General features: G+C 65.6%; 18 protein-coding genes and 5 pseudogenes. 9 read left to right on the forward strand and 14 right to left on the reverse strand.

Annotated elements, in window-relative coordinates; all coding sequences use genetic code 11:
• Positions 1-486: 486 nt before the first annotated feature.
• Positions 487-1,323 carry a sulfurtransferase gene (locus Y706_RS0101375; RefSeq protein ID WP_028275182.1) on the reverse strand — a complete coding sequence of 279 codons (837 nt, stop codon included), beginning with the start codon at positions 1,321-1,323 and terminating at the stop codon, positions 487-489.
• 75 nt (positions 1,324-1,398) lie between these two features.
• Complete coding sequence (locus tag Y706_RS28560) at positions 1,399-1,557, reverse strand: DUF1059 domain-containing protein (RefSeq protein WP_162159048.1); 159 nt, start codon at positions 1,555-1,557, stop codon at positions 1,399-1,401.
• A 62-nt stretch (positions 1,558-1,619) separates the two neighbouring features.
• On the opposite strand from Y706_RS28560, the gene Y706_RS0101385 reads away from it, so the two are divergent.
• Positions 1,620-2,372, forward strand: a complete 753-nt coding sequence (locus Y706_RS0101385; protein WP_028275183.1) for an AfsR/SARP family transcriptional regulator — start codon at positions 1,620-1,622, stop codon at positions 2,370-2,372.
• A 246-nt stretch (positions 2,373-2,618) separates the two neighbouring features.
• Here the strand turns inward: Y706_RS0101385 and Y706_RS22955 are convergent.
• Together Y706_RS22955 and Y706_RS22960 are read right to left on the reverse strand one after the other, a co-directional pair.
• Positions 2,619-3,717: pseudogene (locus Y706_RS22955) on the reverse strand (IS110 family transposase).
• 284 nt (positions 3,718-4,001) lie between these two features.
• On the reverse strand, positions 4,002-4,256 hold the full coding sequence (locus tag Y706_RS22960; RefSeq protein WP_052354973.1) for a hypothetical protein: 255 nt from the start codon (positions 4,254-4,256) through the stop codon (positions 4,002-4,004).
• Between the two features lie 240 nt (positions 4,257-4,496).
• On the opposite strand from Y706_RS22960, the gene Y706_RS0101400 reads away from it, so the two are divergent.
• The 7 genes from Y706_RS0101400 to Y706_RS0101430 all read left to right on the forward strand — a co-directional run bounded on the left by Y706_RS0101400 (position 4,497) and on the right by Y706_RS0101430 (position 8,670).
• A complete protein-coding gene (locus Y706_RS0101400) occupies positions 4,497-5,210 on the forward strand; it encodes a DUF4397 domain-containing protein (RefSeq protein WP_028275184.1) in 714 nt (237 codons plus the stop codon).
• A 181-nt stretch (positions 5,211-5,391) separates the two neighbouring features.
• Complete coding sequence (locus Y706_RS0101405) at positions 5,392-5,964, forward strand: RNA polymerase sigma factor (protein WP_028275185.1); 573 nt, start codon at positions 5,392-5,394, stop codon at positions 5,962-5,964.
• Positions 5,951-6,802 (forward strand): anti-sigma factor, encoded by an 852-nt coding sequence (locus Y706_RS0101410; RefSeq protein ID WP_028275186.1) that lies wholly within the window; start codon positions 5,951-5,953, stop codon positions 6,800-6,802. Before Y706_RS0101405 ends, Y706_RS0101410 begins: the two co-directional genes overlap by 14 nt.
• Positions 6,803-6,906: 104 nt before the next feature.
• A complete protein-coding gene (locus tag Y706_RS0101415) occupies positions 6,907-7,206 on the forward strand; it encodes a hypothetical protein (protein ID WP_028275187.1) in 300 nt (99 codons plus the stop codon).
• Positions 7,203-7,349 (forward strand): hypothetical protein, encoded by a 147-nt coding sequence (locus Y706_RS28565; RefSeq protein ID WP_156945029.1) that lies wholly within the window; start codon positions 7,203-7,205, stop codon positions 7,347-7,349. Before Y706_RS0101415 ends, Y706_RS28565 begins: the two co-directional genes overlap by 4 nt.
• A gap of 335 nt (positions 7,350-7,684) precedes the next feature.
• The gene (locus Y706_RS22965; protein ID WP_084475846.1) at positions 7,685-7,966 is read left to right on the forward strand and encodes a GNAT family N-acetyltransferase; all 282 of its coding nucleotides are present in this window, start codon (positions 7,685-7,687) and stop codon (positions 7,964-7,966) included.
• A gap of 119 nt (positions 7,967-8,085) precedes the next feature.
• Positions 8,086-8,670 carry a DinB family protein gene (locus tag Y706_RS0101430; RefSeq protein WP_343213012.1) on the forward strand — a complete coding sequence of 195 codons (585 nt, stop codon included), beginning with the start codon at positions 8,086-8,088 and terminating at the stop codon, positions 8,668-8,670.
• 109 nt (positions 8,671-8,779) lie between these two features.
• Here Y706_RS0101430 and Y706_RS0101435 read toward each other — a convergent pair whose 3' ends face one another.
• The 9 genes and pseudogenes from Y706_RS0101435 to Y706_RS0101475 all read right to left on the reverse strand — a co-directional run bounded on the left by Y706_RS0101435 (position 8,780) and on the right by Y706_RS0101475 (position 14,536).
• Positions 8,780-9,952, reverse strand: coding sequence for an ATP-binding protein (locus tag Y706_RS0101435; RefSeq protein ID WP_028275189.1), 1,173 nt, complete (start codon positions 9,950-9,952; stop codon positions 8,780-8,782).
• Between the two features lie 165 nt (positions 9,953-10,117).
• On the reverse strand, positions 10,118-10,741 hold the full coding sequence (locus Y706_RS22970; RefSeq protein ID WP_043434108.1) for a DsbA family protein: 624 nt from the start codon (positions 10,739-10,741) through the stop codon (positions 10,118-10,120).
• Between the two features lie 76 nt (positions 10,742-10,817).
• Positions 10,818-11,725, reverse strand: a pseudogene (locus tag Y706_RS22975) (cation diffusion facilitator family transporter).
• 76 nt (positions 11,726-11,801) lie between these two features.
• Complete coding sequence (locus tag Y706_RS0101450) at positions 11,802-12,116, reverse strand: hypothetical protein (RefSeq protein WP_028275190.1); 315 nt, start codon at positions 12,114-12,116, stop codon at positions 11,802-11,804.
• Positions 12,117-12,353: 237 nt separating this feature from the next.
• Positions 12,354-12,968: pseudogene (locus Y706_RS22980) on the reverse strand (cation transporter); the annotation flags it as partial.
• Positions 12,965-13,302 (reverse strand): annotated as a pseudogene (locus tag Y706_RS0101460) (winged helix-turn-helix domain-containing protein). The pseudogenes Y706_RS0101460 and Y706_RS22980, both read right to left, overlap by 4 nt.
• 54 nt (positions 13,303-13,356) lie before the next feature.
• A complete protein-coding gene (locus Y706_RS0101465) occupies positions 13,357-13,695 on the reverse strand; it encodes a YnfA family protein (RefSeq protein WP_028275192.1) in 339 nt (112 codons plus the stop codon).
• Between the two features lie 27 nt (positions 13,696-13,722).
• A pseudogene (locus Y706_RS29920) lies at positions 13,723-13,907 on the reverse strand (helix-turn-helix domain-containing protein); the annotation flags it as partial.
• 80 nt (positions 13,908-13,987) lie between these two features.
• Positions 13,988-14,536 (reverse strand): COG4315 family predicted lipoprotein, encoded by a 549-nt coding sequence (locus Y706_RS0101475; protein WP_028275193.1) that lies wholly within the window; start codon positions 14,534-14,536, stop codon positions 13,988-13,990.
• A 526-nt stretch (positions 14,537-15,062) separates the two neighbouring features.
• On the opposite strand from Y706_RS0101475, the gene Y706_RS0101480 reads away from it, so the two are divergent.
• Complete coding sequence (locus Y706_RS0101480) at positions 15,063-15,617, forward strand: hypothetical protein (protein ID WP_028275194.1); 555 nt, start codon at positions 15,063-15,065, stop codon at positions 15,615-15,617.
• 236 nt (positions 15,618-15,853) lie between these two features.
• On the opposite strand, the gene Y706_RS0101485 is transcribed toward Y706_RS0101480, so the two are convergent.
• Positions 15,854-16,771: a DMT family transporter gene (locus tag Y706_RS0101485; protein ID WP_028275195.1), complete on the reverse strand. Its 918-nt coding sequence runs from the start codon at positions 16,769-16,771 to the stop codon at positions 15,854-15,856.
• Positions 16,772-17,479: the final 708 nt, after the last annotated feature.

A 17,479-nucleotide genomic window follows, 5' to 3' on the forward strand; every position in this document is an offset into this window, starting at 1 on the left:
ATCGAAGACACCCCTTCCGATGGATCGTTGTCCGCTGACAGCAACGGAGCCCCCCAGTGTTCGCGAGCGGCGGTATCGAGGAAGGCGAGCATCCGACGCGAAATCCCGGGCACCGCGTCGCTTAGGCCCGCTTGGCTTCCATCACAGTTCCCTCCGCGCGTTTTGCTGCCCCAATGCTCCACCCAGGAGCCTCGGGGGGCAAGATGCGGAGCAGCGCAGTGAATATCGACTCTCTGCCGCATGCGAATCGGCATGTGTCCGGTAAGGGATCCGCTAACGGGACGGGCCAGGATAGCGAGTACGCCAAATAGCGCAGTGAAAAACGAGCCATATAACCCTGCGATTCACACGTTCACAGGATTGGCAGCCCCCGACTTTTGGTAGCGAAAACTCAGTGCCGGATTCTATCTGTGACTGTTATCCCGGAATGGCGATTAAATCACTGTTTGAAATGGCGGTTTTGCCGTTCCGTTCTTGCGGATGAGTTCAGGTACTGCGTTCTCCTGTGTGTGCTGTGAGGTGCGGTGTCTCGACCGGGGTGTCGGGGCGGAGGCCCCATTCGGCCCAGGATCCGTCGTAGACCCGGATACGCTCGCGTCCGAGAATTTCGGTTAGCACGTACCATGCGGTGGCGGCGCGTCCCCCGACGGTGCAGTAGGTGATCAGCTCGTCCTCTCCTTCGAGTTCCGGCACGGGCATCGCCCGGCGCAGCTCGTCGACCGGGCGGAATGCGCCTTTCTGGTCGTAGAGATTGCTGAACGGCCGGTGGACAGCCGTCGGGATGCGACCGGCGCGCCCTCCCGGCTCCATTCCGCCGGAGGGCCAGAACCGCTCACCGGCGTACTCGGACTCGGAGCGGACATCCAGAATCGTTGTTCCGGCGCGCCCGATGGCCTGCCGCACGGCCGGCATGTCGGCGAACAGCTGCTGGTCCCGTTCGTTGATCTGGTATGGTGCCGCCTCCACAGGGATTGGTGACGTGCCCTGGGGATGTCCTTCGGCCCACCAGGCGTCGCGGGAGCAGTTCAGGATGCGGACGTCGGCGTGCCCGTACAGCTTGAGCAGCCAGTAGCCGAGTGCCGGGGCGTAACCGTAGAAAACGACCGTCGATGCCGGGCCGATGCCCGATCGAGCCAACAGCCGTTCGATGGTTTGTCTGCCGACCGGGCGATACCGTTCGTCTTTAAGGTCGGCGTAGACGTTCCACAGCACGGCACCGTCGATGTGCCATTGATTGAAGGCGGCCGCGGAAACATCCACTTCGACGACGCGGACCGCAGGATCGTACAGATGATTTGCCAGCCAGATGGGTTCGATGAGCATGTCCACAGTCTGCCCGCTCGTTGTTGGAGCAGAGTTGGCACAACGTTGGCGCTACATTGGCGTCGGAGCGTCTGCCTATTCCACCTGGATCCACCCCAGCAGATCCTCACGGCTGACGGACCGGAGGAGCGCCGGGTGGTCGCTGGCGATGTGGCCGCGGATCCCTCCGATCACTTCCTCGTCGGTGTCGCCGCGGACGACGAACCCGCATTCGCACCGGATGAGCTTCGCCATAACGACCTCCCAAAACCTGGTGGGGCCCACTCCGGAATGAGGACCCATGCGATCATGGTGTCATGACCGGGCAGTCAGCGCTGCGTCTCCAGATCTGCGGGCCGCTGGTTGTGGAGCGGGACGGGCTCAGGCTCGATCACGGCCTGCCCGGCCGTCAAGGGCGCCTGATGTTCACCTATCTCGTCGTCAACCGGCACCGTCAGGTGGCCCGCGACGAACTCGTCGAGGCGCTCTGGCGCTCCCCCGATTCCGCCGGGATCGACGCGCGCCTCAACTCGTTGATCTCTAAGCTTCGCCACGTTTTCGGCCCGGACGCGGTGGATGGACGCGTCACTGTCCAGCTTCACCTTCCCGACGCGTGGATCGACCTCGAAGCTGCCGTGGAGGCAATTCACCGCGCCGAGTCCGCCGTTGCTCAGCAGGACTGGACCCGTGCCTGGGGACCGGTTCTGGTCGCCTTGTTCGTCGCCGAACGCGGATTCCTGCCCGGCGAGGATGCCGATTGGATCGACCAGACCCGCAACCAGCTCGCCGAGATCCGGCTGCGGGCCCTGGAATGTTACGCCGCCACCGAGCTCGGCATCGGCGGCGCCGAACTCACCGGTGCGCTGCGTGCCGGCCGCCGGCTCATCGCCCTGGACCCTCTGCGCGAAAGCGGCCATCGCTACCTGATGCAGGCTCACGCGGCCCAGGGCAACCTGGCCGAGGCGCTGACCGTGTACGGCCTGCTGTCCGACCTTCTCCGCGACCAGCTCGGCGTCTCGCCCAGCCCGAGGACCCGAGCGCTCTACCATCAACTCCTCGAACAGACCTGACCTCCGGGGAAACCCTCCACTTGAGGACACTTTAGGGCAGGCGTTCACCGAATACGGCCGAGGCTAGGAGGAGGGTGCCCCTCAGTGGCGCGTTGCCGAATGCGACCCACGTTGTGGCCCAAGGTTCGTCAAGTGCCACTTATTAGGCAATCGACATGTGCCCCGGTCAGGGATCCTTTACCGGACACCACCTGAACCGTAACTCAAACCGAAGCCCGGCATGCTCAACCGCACCTTCGTGCGCTCCTATTGCGGGAAAGGATTTGCCCCGGCAACGTGGGATGGGGCCGGTTCCGCGGCGGCGTAAAGGGTGTTGAGCTGGCGGTAGAGGATTCGGGCGATGTAGCGCTTGAGGGATCTGCGGATTTCGCGGTTGCTGCGGCCTTCTTGGGTGCGTTTGGCGACGTAGTCCCGTGTTCCGGGGTCGTGGGCCATTCGGGTCATGGTGATGGTGTGCAAGGCTCGGTTGAGGCGCCTATCACCACCCCGGTTGAGCCTGTGCCGAACGGTGTTACCGCTTGAGGCTGGCAAGGGATTCACCCCTGCCAGTGAGGCGAAAGCAGCTTCGCTGCGAACCCTTCCTGGATGCGACCAGGCTGTCAGGACGGTGGCGACCGTGACAGCCCCGGCGCCCACCATCTCCAACAGCGACGCCGCGGGGCTTTGCTGGATCAGCTCTGTCATGCGCTTCTGGTTCGCAGTCAGCTGAGTGGTCACTTCGAGAACGCGGCGCGCCAACCGAACAGCTTCCTCGCGCGCGATCGATAGTTCGATCTGCTCGTCTCGTTCCCGCCATCTGGTGATCGTGGCGATCTCGGCCGGGACCAGCGGTTTTCGAGCGTCGATTCCCAGATCGTGTGCCCGGAGTAGGGCGATGAGTGCATTGACATTCATTGTTCGGTCCCGGGTCAACTGATCCCGGGCTGCGCTCAGGATCCTGAGTCCGGCACGAGTTCCTTCATGCCGGCGCGGGGCTCGAAGCTGGGACTCCTCTAAGCCGACGACAGCGGGTCCCGATGGCGGCGACGTCCAGCGGGTCGGATTTGCCGATCGCGCGGCGCCCTCGGGCGTTCATCCGTGGAGCTTCGGCGACGTCGTAGCCGGCGTCGGCTACTGCCCGGGCCAGCCGTGCCCCGTAGGAGCCGATACCCTCTGCGGCCCATAGACAGGCCATGTCGCCGTCTGTCCGTCGGCCTACCCAGGCAAGTGCGCGGGAAACACCGGCCGGGGTGGTCGGGAACTGCTCGCACGCGACCCGTCGCTTGGTACTGGCCTCGATGATGGCGTACGTGTGTCCGGCATCAACACTGCCAGCTAGTCCCAGACCAGCCACTGCAAGACTCACAGTCGTTTTTTGTTGCTGGCAAGCTTGCTTGCTCGGCGGCCGACGGAGGCCTGTCTACCGTGGGCAAGGGGAAGGAAATTCCCGGAGGAAATCAGCGACGCAGGNAGCGACGCAGGAGCGCCGGAGGGAAATTCCTGCACCGCAGGCCCCGGGAGGAACGACCGGGGCTAGACGGGGTGGAGCGGACGCCTAGAATCCGGAGGAATCTCAATGATGTTGTCAACGGGTGTTGGCGTGTCACTCCGGCGCCCCGGCCGTAAGTGGCCGGGAAACCCAGGGAGCTTTTAGTCTGTCCACCCGGGGTAGGGCTTGCGGTCCTGGTCCGGCAGACCGGCGGCGGTGGCGGGGAGGTTGTCCGGCCCGTCGGACTGGCCGGAGGCCCAGTGGAAGAACACCTCGGCGGTGATCGCTTCGAAGCAGGCGTCCTGGGAGCGGAACCAATAGGTGGAGGTGTCGCCTTCGACGTAGGTTCCGTAGCCGAACAGTTCGCCGTTCCGTCGGGCCTGCCGGTTGCCGGGTACCGGGCGCGGAAACCCCACGCCAACTGCAATCCGGAGAGGCTTCGACTATCTCGTCAACCTGGTCAGCGTTCCCGGGGTAACCCGGGCCGGCTGCGTCGTTGACCGCGGAACCATGCCCCCGCGCCGTGCAGCCGAAGCCACCAAGCACGGCAGTCCAAAGAAATTTCCGTACGGGTGCATCCGGGCAGGGCCTCCGGCCGGTAGTAAGGGTGTAAGCACCACCACGGCCCCCATGCGGGCCCCGATGAGGAGTTGGAAATGCGTAAAACACTTTCTGCAGCTGCCGGAGCAATGACGCTGCTGGCAGCACTGGCCCTGGCCGCCCCGGCCCAGGCCGGCACCTGGCATCACCGCGACGAGGGGACAGCGAAACTGTCCGTCCTCCATGGCGTCCCGGGCCTGACCGTGGACGTCTGGGTCGACGGCAAACTCACCCTGGACAACTTCACGCCGGGCACACTGGCCGGGCCGTTGAACGTCCCCGACGGTGACCACAAGATTGCAATCACGGGGGCCGATGCCACCAGCGCCGACAACCCCGTGATCGGCCCGGTCACAGTGGACCTGGAAGCCGGCCGGGACTACACGGCGGTCGCGCACCTGGCCGCCAACGGCAAGCCCACGGCCACCCTGTTCACCAATGACACCTCGGCCAGCCCGGACGGAAAGGGCAAGCTGACCGTCCGCCACGTCGCTGCCGCCCCCGCCGTCGATGTTCTGGCCGGCAGGACCGCAGTCATTGAAGGCCTCACCAACCCGCATCAGAAGATGCTCACCCTCAAGGCCGGAACCGTCTCCGCCTCGGTCGCCGCCGCGGGAACCACAGCTCCGCTGATCGGCCCCGCGGACGTCAAGATCGCCGAGGGGAAGAACACCATCGTCTACGCCTGGGGCAGCCTGGCCGAGAACAACCTCGGCGTCGCCGTGCAGGTCGTGGACTCCTCGTCGCACGGGCACGAACACCACGAGTAAGCCCTCGGCAGCTCCTGCAGCCACCAGGTTCTCTCCCCGGTGGGGCCGCGTCAACAGCGGCCCCACCGGCACGCCCACCGTGACCACCCGGACGGCTGACCCGGCCCGGCCATGGCGGAGCCCCGGGGTGAGCGGCATAATGTGGTTCAACACGGTCTGTTGCCGCTCAAAGGAGCACCCCATGGAGGCTGCCGCCGCGCATGATTGGGACCCCGGTCTCGATCAGGCGTTTGCCGGCGGCGACGAACGCGTCCTCGCCGAGGCCTACCGACGGTTTAGTCCGCTGGTTTACACGCTGGCGCTGCGATCCCTGGGAGAGCGTGCCGCCGCCGACGACGTCACCCAGGAGGTCTTCATCCGGGCCTGGAAATCACGGACCAGCTACCGGCCCGAGGCGGCACGGCTGCCGGCGTGGCTGATCGGGATCACGCGCAATGCCATCTCCGACGCCTTATCAGTGCGCTCCCGACAGCGTCATCTGGAACAAACCGCCCTTCACCTGGTCGCGGACCCGGCTTCCGGGCCGGATGCCGGCGATGTCGAAGAGGTCGCCGACCGCCTGACCCTGGACGAAGAACTGGAACACTTAGGGGATCCACAACAGACAATAATGCGGCTGGCATTCTACGAAGACCTGACCCACGACCAGATCTCATCGCGCCTGAACCTGCCGCTCGGCACCGTCAAAAGCCACATCCGGCGCAGCCTCACCCGTTTGCGCACCCGCCTGGAGGTGGAACATGGAACACCTTGACGCCGAACTCCTCAGCCTGATGGCCCTCGGCGAGCCCCTGGGCACAGACGCCGACGCAGGCCACCTCGCCACCTGCCCCCAGTGCAGCGAAACGCTCCGGGCCCTGCAGCACGCCGTGCACATCGCGACCCTCGATCCCACGGGCGTCGAACTCGAGAAACCCGGCACCCAGAACTGGACCGCCATACATCAGGCCCTCGGCCTCTCCCCGAACCTCGCGACGGACCCCCTGACCCGGCGAACCGACTGGCCTCCCGAGTCAGCGGGGACGCCGCCCACCAGTCCGGCTGCAGAGAAAACGCCCCCAAGACACGGCGAGGAACCAGAGCCTGCACCGACTCCACTACGGCCCGCCAAGAACCGGCGTGCCCGTCCCGGGTTCTGGATTACCGCCGCTGCCGCCGGCATCGTCCTGGGCACGGCTGTCGGATGGACCGCGGCCGGAGTACTCGGACACACCGGCTCCCCTGCCCCGGCCTCCACCCAGTCGGTCCCCGCCGCCATCGTCCTCGCCCAAACTTCCCTGACTCCCCTGCCCGCGCACACCGGGAGCGGAGACGCACAGGTCAAACAACTCCCCGACGGAACCCGCCAACTCACAATCCGGCTCTCCAACGACCACATCTCCGGATTCCGGGGAGTGTGGGTCGGCTCTGCCGACCTATCCAAGATGGTCAGCCTGGGCGTCCTCGCCAATGACTCCGGCGTCTTCACCATCCCCGCCGGCATCGACCTGGCCCAATACCCCATCGTCGACATCTCCGACCAGCCCTACAACGGGAATCCCGCCCACTCCGCCGACAGCATCGCCCGCGGAACACTCAACCCGAAAACCTGACTCTCCAATACCCTTGGGAACTGCACTCCCGGGAGTTCCGCCGATGCTGTTTTCAAGCGGACGCCACCCATGATCCGGCCAATTGAATATCCGGGAGGATTTCCGTGCGCGAGCCCCTGATGGTCCTGTCCGGCGCCTCGCTCCTGGCACTGGCCATGGCATTGGGGTTCATCGCCGGTCGTGCTCCTTTGCAGCGCAACCGCAGCGGTTGGGCCCGGCGGCGCAGGAAGCTAAGTCTCGCAGGGTGCGTATTCCTGGCTGCCGCGGGCCTATACGTCGTTTTGGTCCCCGGGGCAGGGATCGATTCAGCAGGAACAGGAATCAGTGTGGACCTTGGACTCGGGATGCTGCTCCTGGCGGGGATCTGGTTCGTCTTCCGCCGGGAGGTAGTCCGCTACAGGTGAGGGTGGCGGCGGCGCTCTACAACGTCCAGGCCCCCGCGGACCCGGCACTGGTCAGGACCGCCGAATCCGTCGGTGCATGGCTCCGCAGCGTGCTCTTCTTCACCGGACTCCTCATCCTCCTCCCGCTGCTGATCTTCCGATAAAACGCAACACTCCCCTGGGAATCGCAGAGTTGTCCGGCCTGTTTATCGCAACACGATGTGGCGCGTCATCGTCCTCTGCGGGGCACCAGGGATCCCTCAGCGCGCGGTGAGCCGGGTACCGAACAGCCCTGCTGTACGTCGCCCTGGGACGACCAACCGCGCCACAAGCAAGAGCGCGGCTGCCGCGCAAACGAGACCAACAGCGACGAGTACCGGCGCCCATCGCCCACCCGGGAACGGCAAGCGGCCACCATTTCTGCACTGAGTGCTTAGCCTGACCCGCGCTCCCGGTCGCCGGACAAAGTCGGTCGCAGCGCCCGTACCCCCGACCGTCCTTGGACGGTGACTTTGCCTCGGTCTATGTCGGGGCCGATGCACGCGGGCTCGGCCTGGGCGGAGCGCTGCTGCGGGCCCTGGCAGAGTCGACAGAGAGCGACGGGATCTGGACCATCCAGGCCAGCGTCTTTCCCGAAAACGAAGCCAGCCTCAAACTCCACCTCGCCAACGGCTACACCGTCGTCGGGCGCAGGCGCCGCATCGCCCGCATGACCTACGGGCCGCTCAACGGGCACTGGCGCGACACGGTCCTGATCGAACGCCGGTCCCCGGCCATCTGAACAGCCACGTCTCCGGCTCTGCCTCACGTGATCAGCGAATACTGTCTTTGCCCCTATTGCAGTCAAACGCTCCGGCCTCGCCGTGTCGCAACCCATAATGAAGCCATGCGCAGCGAATCATGGACACACCCGGACCGCGGCCGGATTCAGCCCTGAAGATGGGCCGGCACGACGTGGAACCAACCAAGGCGGACATCCTGGCCGGCTACGACCGCGCCCGCCAGGCCCTTGACGCCTGGCTGGAGGGGGCGACGGCCGCGGCTCTTCGACGAGGGAGTAGCGGAACCCGGTGGACCAATGAGGAACTGCTCTTTCACATGGTTTTCGGCTACATGGTCGTCCGCGCCCTGCTTCCGATGGTTCACGTCATCAGCAGGCTCCCTACGCCCGCCGGCAAGGCCTTCGCCGCCGTTCTGAACTCCGGAACGCGCCCGTTCGACGTCGTGAACTACTGGGGCTCCCGGGCCGCAGCCCTCGTCTACAACAGGCAACGGATGGGCCGGAAACTCGACAAGACCATCACCGCCATAGCGCGCCGACTGGAACGCGTAAGCTCCACGTCGCTATCAAGATCAATGCCGTTCCCGGACAGGTGGGACCCGTTCTTCGCCCCGACCATGACACTCAACGAGGTCTACGCCTACCCCACACTCCACTTCGACTTCCACGCCCGACAGCTGAGCCTCAGCCAGCCGCCCCGATAGGTGCGCATGCGCAAGGAACGATTGACGGGTTAGCGGTGCGGCCGGCGGCCTGGCAGCCGAAGGTGCGTGCGCGGCCCGGCCCTGCGAACCGGTTCCAAATCTTCCCCGGCTACTCTTCGAACTGGCGGCTGATGAAGCCTGACATGCCGGGAACGGTGAAGCGGACGGCGCCATGATCAGGGGCGTAGATGAGGCCTTTGGAGATGAGGCTGGATCGGGCGACGGTCAGCTGGCTGGCTGCCCGGTGGAGCCGCGCAGCCACCCGCGCGGTGGATGAGGCTTCGTCGTGGTCTTCGGCCATGGCGCGCAGATACTGGCGTTCCGCCGGCGTTGCCCGTTGCCAGCGTGACCTGAAAAAGCCCGCGTCGAGTTGTTCAGTCCCTATTTCGACGGCCAGCCGGGCGTCGTCAAGATTGACCGTCTTGCTGGACGATACGTCCCACACGGCCTTGCCGTAGGCCTGCAGAAAGAAGGGATACCCGTCCGCTGCCGTGACGAGCGCCCGAAGGGCATCCGCATCCAGATGGGCACCCAGCCGGTTCATAGGGAGGCTGATGGCATCTGCCGCAGATGTGTGGTCAAGGGCTCCGATGGTGCGGTAGTCAAAGAGGCGTTCAGAGTAGGATCTCGTAGCGGCGAGCTTTCCGGGCAGGTTGGGCAGCCCTGCGCCGATGATAAAGAACGGCCAGCCCTTCTGGCCGGCCATATGCTGGACCGAAATCAGCGCACCCAACAGCTCGTCGTCCAGGTCCTGCATCTCGTCGATGAAAACCCCGAAGCCGCTGCGGGTTTTGCCCATGGCCGTGGCAATGTCTTCGACGAGCTCCTCGAGGTCGATGTCCAGGTTCCCCGAGTCCGCCCGGCCTTCCGTGGCACCAAGGGTGGCTGACACTCCCGTCACGCCAAGGGTGACATTGAAGGAACCGATGCTGCCCAGGACATCCTTCACGTAGTCCCAGGCGGACCTGGTGCGCAACCTCCTGGCCCCCGCCTCGATCGCCCGCGCCAGTTTTTGCCGTGTTGCCTTCTGGCCATCCGGGGAGGGCTGGGCCTCGATCTGCACAACGAACCAGTCATGCCGCTCAGCCTGGGCGGCGAAGTTGTTCAGCAGCACGGTCTTCCCGACGCCCCGGAGCCCGGACAGGAGCATTCCCCGCTCGGTGGCCTGGCGTTTGGTCCTGACAATCAGACGGTCAAACGCCTCGATTTCTGTTTCTCGGCCCTCCAGCGCTGGCGGCTTGAGGCCTGAGCCGGGGGCAAAGGGGTTCAGATCGGAGTCCACCCCGACAGTCTATAGAAGAATATGAGCCGGTATAAGGAAATCTTTATACCCGTGGATATTCTTTTATGCTTCAGGAATCGACTGAGGGAGTGGCCAAGGCAACCGAGGTCCGATTAGGAATCCACGTATCGCGATCTCCCGGGCCGGCATTTACCCCTAGTGCTACTACTTGGCGGCGTCGGTTAGCTTCTGCCGGAACTCCTGCTCGCTGTTGAGGACGAGCTTCTCGCCGTTGAGAAAGAACGTGGGGCTTCCGGTCACGCCCAGGGCGCTGCCATCGGCGACGTCTTTGCGGATCCGGTCCTTGGTCTTTTCATCGGCCACGGCGGCGTCGTAGGCGTTCATATCCAATCCCAGGTCCTGGGCGAAGGTCCTGAACAGGGCCGCCTGGGAGTCCTTCTTTTCGCCCCACTGCGGCTGGGTTTCGAACATCTTCGCGTACATCTGTTCGTACTTGCCCTGTTGCGCGGCGGCCTCGACAGCCAGCGCGGCAGTGCCGGAGTTCCGGTGGCCGGGGAGCGGGAAGTAGCGGTGGACGAAAGTGATCCGGTCGCCGTATTCATTCTTCAGTTCCTGCACGAGGGGTTCCGCGGCGCGGCAGGACTCGCATTCAAAGTCCAGGAATTCCACCAGCTGCGCCTTCTCGGTGGCCGGGGACGTGACGCGGTGGCTGTCCTGACGGACCAGCTGCGCATCCGCGGCCTGCTGCACCGCCGGAGGGGCGGGCTTGGTTGAGGTGAACACCGCGTACCAGATCACGCCGGCGGCGACGATGGCCCCCAGCAGTATCCAGAGGACAGTGCGGACTTTCCTTGCATTGTCAGTGGGTTTCGGGTGGGGGCTGTCGTTGTGGGTGTCTGTGTCATCAGTGCGGCAAGCTTTCCTGGTCGCGGTGGGCGGCCGGTTCGATCTGGAAGGTTGAATGTTCGACGCTGACGTCGAAGTGTTCGGCCACGCAGCGCTGCAGGTCCGCCAGGATGATGGCGGCGTGCCCGTCGGTCATGCAGGTGTCTTCGACGGTGACATGGGCAGAAAGGACCGGTGTGCCCGAAGCCACAAGGGAGGCGTGCAGATCGTGGACGTCGATGACGTGCGGCAGGGCGAGGATGTGTTCACGGACTTTGGCCAGGTCCAGGCCGGCCGGGGCGTTTTCCATCAGCACGTTGGCCGTGTCACGGAGCAGCTTCAGCGTGCGGGGAATGATCAGCACACCGATCAGCAGGGACACGATTGCGTCGGCCTGGACCCAGCCGGTGACTGCGATGATGATGGCCGCAGCGATGACGGCCACGGATCCCAGGGCGTCGTTGAGGACTTCCAGGAACGCGGCCTTCATGTTGAAGTTGTGGTTCCTGCCCGAGGACAGAACGATCAGACCGACGGCGTTGCCGGCCAGGCCGATGACGCCGAACCAGAGCATCGTGGATCCGGCGATCTCCGGCGGCTCCAGAAGCCTGCGGATTCCTTCGATGATGACGAATCCGCCAACGCCCAGCAGCAGGGCCGCCTGCCCGGCGGCCGCGACGATTTCGGCACGCTTGTAGCCCCAGGTGCGCTTGAGAGTGGCCGGTTTTAGGGCCAGCGACGCGGCGATCAGGGCGATTAGCAGCCCGGCCGAGTCGGTGAGCATGTGGCCAGCAGCGCCAGGCTGCCGGTGAGGACCGAGCCGATGATTTCCGCGACCATCACGGCGAAAGTGATACAGAAGACAACGATCAGTTTGCCCCGGTGACTGGTTGCGGTAGCGCCGTGGTCGTGGTCATGTCCGCTCATGGGGTACCTCGAGGGTGTGAGTGTCGGGGAAAGGCCTGCTGGCCGGCGGGGTGGTCCAGTCTGGACTGCCGATCGCTCATGCTTGTGTGTCGGCGCCGCGCATGGCGGTGCGCAGCAACTCGGCGGAGGGAAGCCCCGCCATCCTGTCCTCCGAGCGATACACGCGGCAGCTCAGGGCAGGTGCGGACTCGGAAGGAAACAAGACCCGTCCGTCCGCGATGAAGGACGGTGAACCGTGGAAACGCAGTGCCTCAGCCTCGTCCTCGGACGTTACCTCACGGACCGTTACGCGTCGGATGTCTTTTCCTTCGGCTGCCAGGGCTTGACGGAACAGTTCCAGGGCCGGTCCGCTGTTCGGGCAGCCCGGGATGGTGCGCAGTTCGTAGTCCATGGCTCAGCCGATCCTCGGGCCCAGGGACAGACTGACATTCTTCGGTTCAGGACCGGAACCGCAGCCTTCGCAGCAGCCTGAAGGCTCGGCCTCCTCAGCGTCCATCGTCGGTGGTACGCGTGCGTCCGAATCATCCCGGCCGCCGTCGTGGCTCCCACCCGCGCCCATTTCAGGGGCGGTGCAGCAATCGTCCGTTTCGGCGTCGGGCGCATCGTCACTGTGCGGGACTGAGCATCAGACCTCGCCGCGCCAGGCGTTGATGCCTTCGCGGACGGCGATCGCGGCGATGACGAGGGCTGCGCAGGCGTCGGCCCACCACCAGCCCAGCGTGCTGTTCAGCACCAGTCCCACCAGCAGGACCGCGGAGAGGTACGTGCACAGCAGCGTCTGCTTGGAATCTGCAACCGCGGTCCTGGAGCCCAGTTCCCGCCCGGCCCTGCGCTGAAGCCAGGACAGGACCGGCATGACGGCCAGGCTCAGGGCCGCGATCACGATGCCCGGCGTCGAGTGCTGCGCTTCGCCGCCGCCGGTCAGGGAGCGGACCGAGTCCACCGTGACGAACGCCGCGAGGGCGAAGAAGGAGAGCGCGATGATCCGCAGCGTCAGGTGTTCGCGGTGTTCAGGGTCCTTGGCGGAAAACTGCCAGGACAATGCGACGGCGGAGGCGACCTCGATCACCGAGTCGAGTCCGAAGCCAATCAGTGCTGAGGAGTCCGCGACATTCCCGGCCCAGAGCGCGACGACGGCCTCGATGATGTTGTAGGTGATCGTCGCGGCCGCAAACAGGCGGATCCGCCGGGTCAGTGCGGCACGGCGGACGGCCGTAGGCGCAAGCCGAATTGTCGTGGTCATGCCAGGCACGTCCCGTCAGGGGCGCAACAGGCAGGATCGACAGCCAGCACCACACCAATCAGATCCCTGATCGCATGGCCCAACCGGGCGTCGGCGAGCTCATACCGGGTCCGTCGGCCATCCGGAACGGCCACCACGAGACCGCAGCCCCGCAGGCATGTCAGGTGATTAGACATGCTCTGCCGCGAGACCCCCAAGGAATCGGCTAGGTCCGACGGGTACGCGGGCGCATCCGCCAAGGCCAGCAGAATCCGAGCCCGGGTCGGATCCGAGACCGCGTAGCCGAACCGGGCCAGCACCGGGCCAGCACCGGGGCGTGCGTGAGGGTTTCCATAACCCAAAAGTACATCGGAGCGTGTATTCATGCAATTTTGTACTGGAAGCAGGATCAGCTGACGTTACGCGGAGCGAACATGATCACGGCCACTCCGAGCAGGCAGATCACCGAGCCGGTGATATCCCACCGGTCTGGTCGGAAGCCGTCGAAGATCATGCCCCAGGCCAGGGATCCGGCCACAAACACGCCTCCGTAGGCGGCGAGGATCCGGCCAAAGTGGGCGTCAGGCTGCAAGGTCGCGGCAAAACCGTAGACACCCAGGGCGACTACCCCGAGCCCGGCCCACCACCATTCCTTACCCTCGCGGACTGCCTGCCACACCAGCCAGGCCCCGCCGATCTCGGCCGCCGCGGCCAGGACGAACAGCAGGCTCGTTTTTGCGATAGTCACTGATTCATCATGGCATTGCCCGGCTGCTCATCCGTGACGGGCCTCTCCGGTGACAACATGGTCTGCGTGGTTGATGGCTTCGTGGATGAGCCGGATGAGGTGCCCGTCGCGCAGGGAGTAGATGATGTGCCGGCCATCTTTGCGGGTATCAACCAAAGGCGGCTGAGGCGGAGCTATACCAGGTGCTGGCTGACCACAGTGCGGGGCGCCGCGAGGGATTTGAATGTTGTCCGCAGGAATCCGTGGTGACCGGCAGCGCCGATGCGGCTGCTGCATTCGCCGGCCCTCCGGGTCAGTACCCTGAGGTTGAACCCGCGACCTTGCCACCGCCCGGCGCAACGGCCCACCAGATTCCACCGACTCCCTGGCCCTTCACATCGCCGGCTGCGGCGTCGTTCGCAAAGGTATACACCGGCAGGCCGTTGATGGTCACCTGCACCGTGCCGTCATCCCGGCTGATGGTACCAACCATGCCCGTTACGCCGGCTACCGGGGGCGTCGAGGACGCGGCCTTGACCGCAGGCCAAGTCGGGGAGCAGCCGGCATTACAGGTACTCTTGCCCGAATTCGCCGTGTCATTGTCGAACACGTAGACGGTCATTCCTTTGGCATCAACCACGATGGTGCCCAGGGAAGTGCTGGCAGTCTTCAGGACCGGTGCGGCGGACACGCCCGGGGTGGGCGTCGCCGAACCAGAAGTTGCCCCCGCACCCGCCGACGAAGAACCGGACGATGACGTGCCCGGCTGGTACGACCCGCCGCCCGGCGACGACCCGCACCCGGTGAGCACGGCCACCCCCACGGCACCCGCCAGGACCACAAGTCCGATGCTCTTATTCATGATCGATTCCTGACTTCCCGTACCTGCGGGCCGGACTTACTGGCCACAATGATCACACGTAGCCTGGAGCGATCAGGTTCACTAGGCCGGGCAACGACCTGCCCGCGCGTAGGACATCAAGAGCGCTCCTGCGACTGCCACTCCATTTTCCGGTTTCCACCGCTCAGAACGACGGAACACATGCCGCATTAGCCGGTCCCCCACCGGCCGCCAGAGCGCCACCTGTTGCGCTTTTCCAGGACCCTCCATTCCGGCCCTTGCTGAGTCCCATAGGACCCGCCCGCAAAACTGCCCGGTGAAGGTGCCCTAAACGCTCCATTCCAGGCTGTCTCGAAACCCTTGGGACACGAGGCGTCTCTCGCAATGCACGACGGCAACGACGGAGGTGGCCTGATTGTGACTGTTCGTTCGGGATGGCGGTTTAATCGCAAGGATCAGCAAGGCACACACCGATCCCCGAGTCGAGCCTCGGTCCGCCGCCTTCAGCGATTGCCCGGGGTCTGGATGGGGCCGGATAATGCGCGGTATGAACGCAACCCGCATGTCGATCGCGTGGCTGACGGCCGCCGTCGTCGTCTCCCTCATTTTTGGCAGCGTCTATGCGTCCTTTCAACAGCTCGGGCGCCGGACGGCCAATGACGCGCCCGCGGCGGCCGCCGCCGCTCAGCTGCAGACCCTCGGAGCGGAGACGGTGCCGCCCCCGCGTGTGGAACTCAATCCAGAGAGCGGAATCTTTGTCATCACTTACGGACCCGATGATCAGCCCGTGTCGGGAACCGCTACCCTCCACGGGACCCTTCCCGCACTGCCCGCCGGCGTGCTTCAGACAGCAAGAACCGCCGGCAGCGACGCCGTTACCTGGCAGCCAGAGCCGGGATTGCGCATGGCGGTGGTTGCGCGCTCGGCGGCAGGAAAGGTCATCGTGGCGGGGCAGTCACTAGCTCCCTATGAGGACAGGGACCGGATGCTTTTGGTGTTCCTGACAGCCGGATGGCTGGGCAGCATGGTCGTCCTGGCCGCGGGGTATGCCTCAACAGAGCTCCTCACGAGGCGGCGCCCGGCCCGCACCGTCGACAAATGAAGCAGCGCCACCGCGGCCGTGCCGCCCCAGCCCTCAGCCCGAAGCCGAGGGCGTGTGTCCGCGGCCCCCGCAGCGCCGCCCGTGCCTGATATATCACGCCCGCGCCGTGGACCTCGGAGCGGGCGCTCTGCGTCAGGGAATTCACGGAGCGTCCACGGCGAGCCAAAAGGGACAGTCTCCAACGTGCTGAGGTCCCTGCATGCAGGGCGCCCGGCGGGGCTCACGCTGCGCGGCCTTCACGGCGAGAGGTGTGTGGATACCGGTGCCTTCCTGACCGTTGCGAGGAGGATGACTCCGGCGATGGCTGTTGCGCCGGCGAGGACGAAAGCGATGATTGCCAGTGGCGGGGCGGTGTCGGCTTCTCCGAGGATGACGATGCCGAGCGTGACGGCGACGAGGGGATCGATAACTGTCAGCCCGGCGACGACGAGTTCAGGTGTGCCGCGGGTGTGTGCGTTCTGGACCAGGAACGTTCCGGACAGGGCGGCGATGACCAGCCCCGCGAGGCAGGTCAGGGACAGCCATTCGAAGTCACCCTGGACCAGCCGGGCGATGACGGTCTTGGCGAGGGCCGCGACGAACCCAAACAGGATCCCGGCGCCGGCGGTAAAGACTACGGCGCCCCATCGGCGCCGCCAGAGCCCGAAACCCGTTGCCAGTGCGGCGAGGACGATGCCAAGCAGGGCCAGGATCGTGATGAGGTGCCGGTCGCTGATCTGAACATCCTGCGCGGACACGGCCGCGACAGCGACGAACGCACCCACCCCGCCGACACACAACGTTACGGCCGTCAAGGCCCGGCGCCCCGGGGACCTGCGGGCCCTCCGGGCTGTGGCCAAGGTGGTTACGACCAGGGCGACAGCGCCGATTGGCTGCACGATGATCAGTGGCGAGAACCTCAGGCTTGTCAGCTGCAGGAGTATTGCCGCTCCGAGCATGGCTGTCCCGCCCAGCCATACCGGTTTCCGCAGGAGGGCCTGAAGGCGGCCGCCGCCCATGCTTCCGGCGGCCCGCCCCGGCGCCGGGCCCTGGGCTTCGATGCTTTTGTGCTGGAACAGTGTCCCGAGGGCAAGCAGGACCGCCCCTGCGGCGGCGATCGGGATGCCGAGCCAGTGATAGGACGTCAGCGCCGGTACGGCCGCGGTTTGGATCATGACCTGACCCTACCGAACCCCGTGCCTTCAAGGCTGGTTTTCGAAAGGATCGCTTCACGGCCGGGACCGTCAGGCCCGCCCGGGTCGGCGCGTTCCGGTGGCTGCGGGATCTGAGCTGGGTGATGCGCACAGCGCGCGCGCTCTCCCCCGCCAGCACCGATCCGGACGAGGCGGCCCGGTGGTTCGAAGAGTTGCCCCACACCGGGTTCGAAGGCCTCGTCATCAAAGACAGCGACCAGCCGTACACCCCGGGGAGCCAGCTCGTGGCTGAAGCTCAAGCACCGGGAAACCGTGGAAGTCGTCTGCGGGGCGGTCATCGGACCGATCACCGGGCCCGCCGAGGTCGTGGCGGGCCTGGCCCTGGACGGCGAACTGCGGATCGTCGGCCGCTCCGCGCCGCTGAAAACCGCCTCCGCCCGCGAGCTGGCGCGGCGGCTGGAGCCGCCCCGGCAACAGCATCCGTGGCCCGTCACAGTGAAGGGCACGGCCCTGGACCGGTTCAACCGCGACAGGGAACCGGTGGTTGCTGACACTGGTGGAACCGGTGGTGGTGGAAGTCGCCGCCGACACGGCCTGGTCAGGCCGGTCCTTCCGGCACCCGCTCCGCTTGCTCCGGGCAAGGCCGGAACTGTCCCCGGCGGACATCGGTCTGCCGGATATGCTCCGGCTACCCCTTCACTAGATATTGCTGTGGTTTTTGTCCGGGAT

This window comes from Arthrobacter sp. I3, assembly GCF_000520575.1.
In the GTDB taxonomy this organism is placed as follows: domain Bacteria; phylum Actinomycetota; class Actinomycetes; order Actinomycetales; family Micrococcaceae; genus Arthrobacter; species Arthrobacter humicola_A.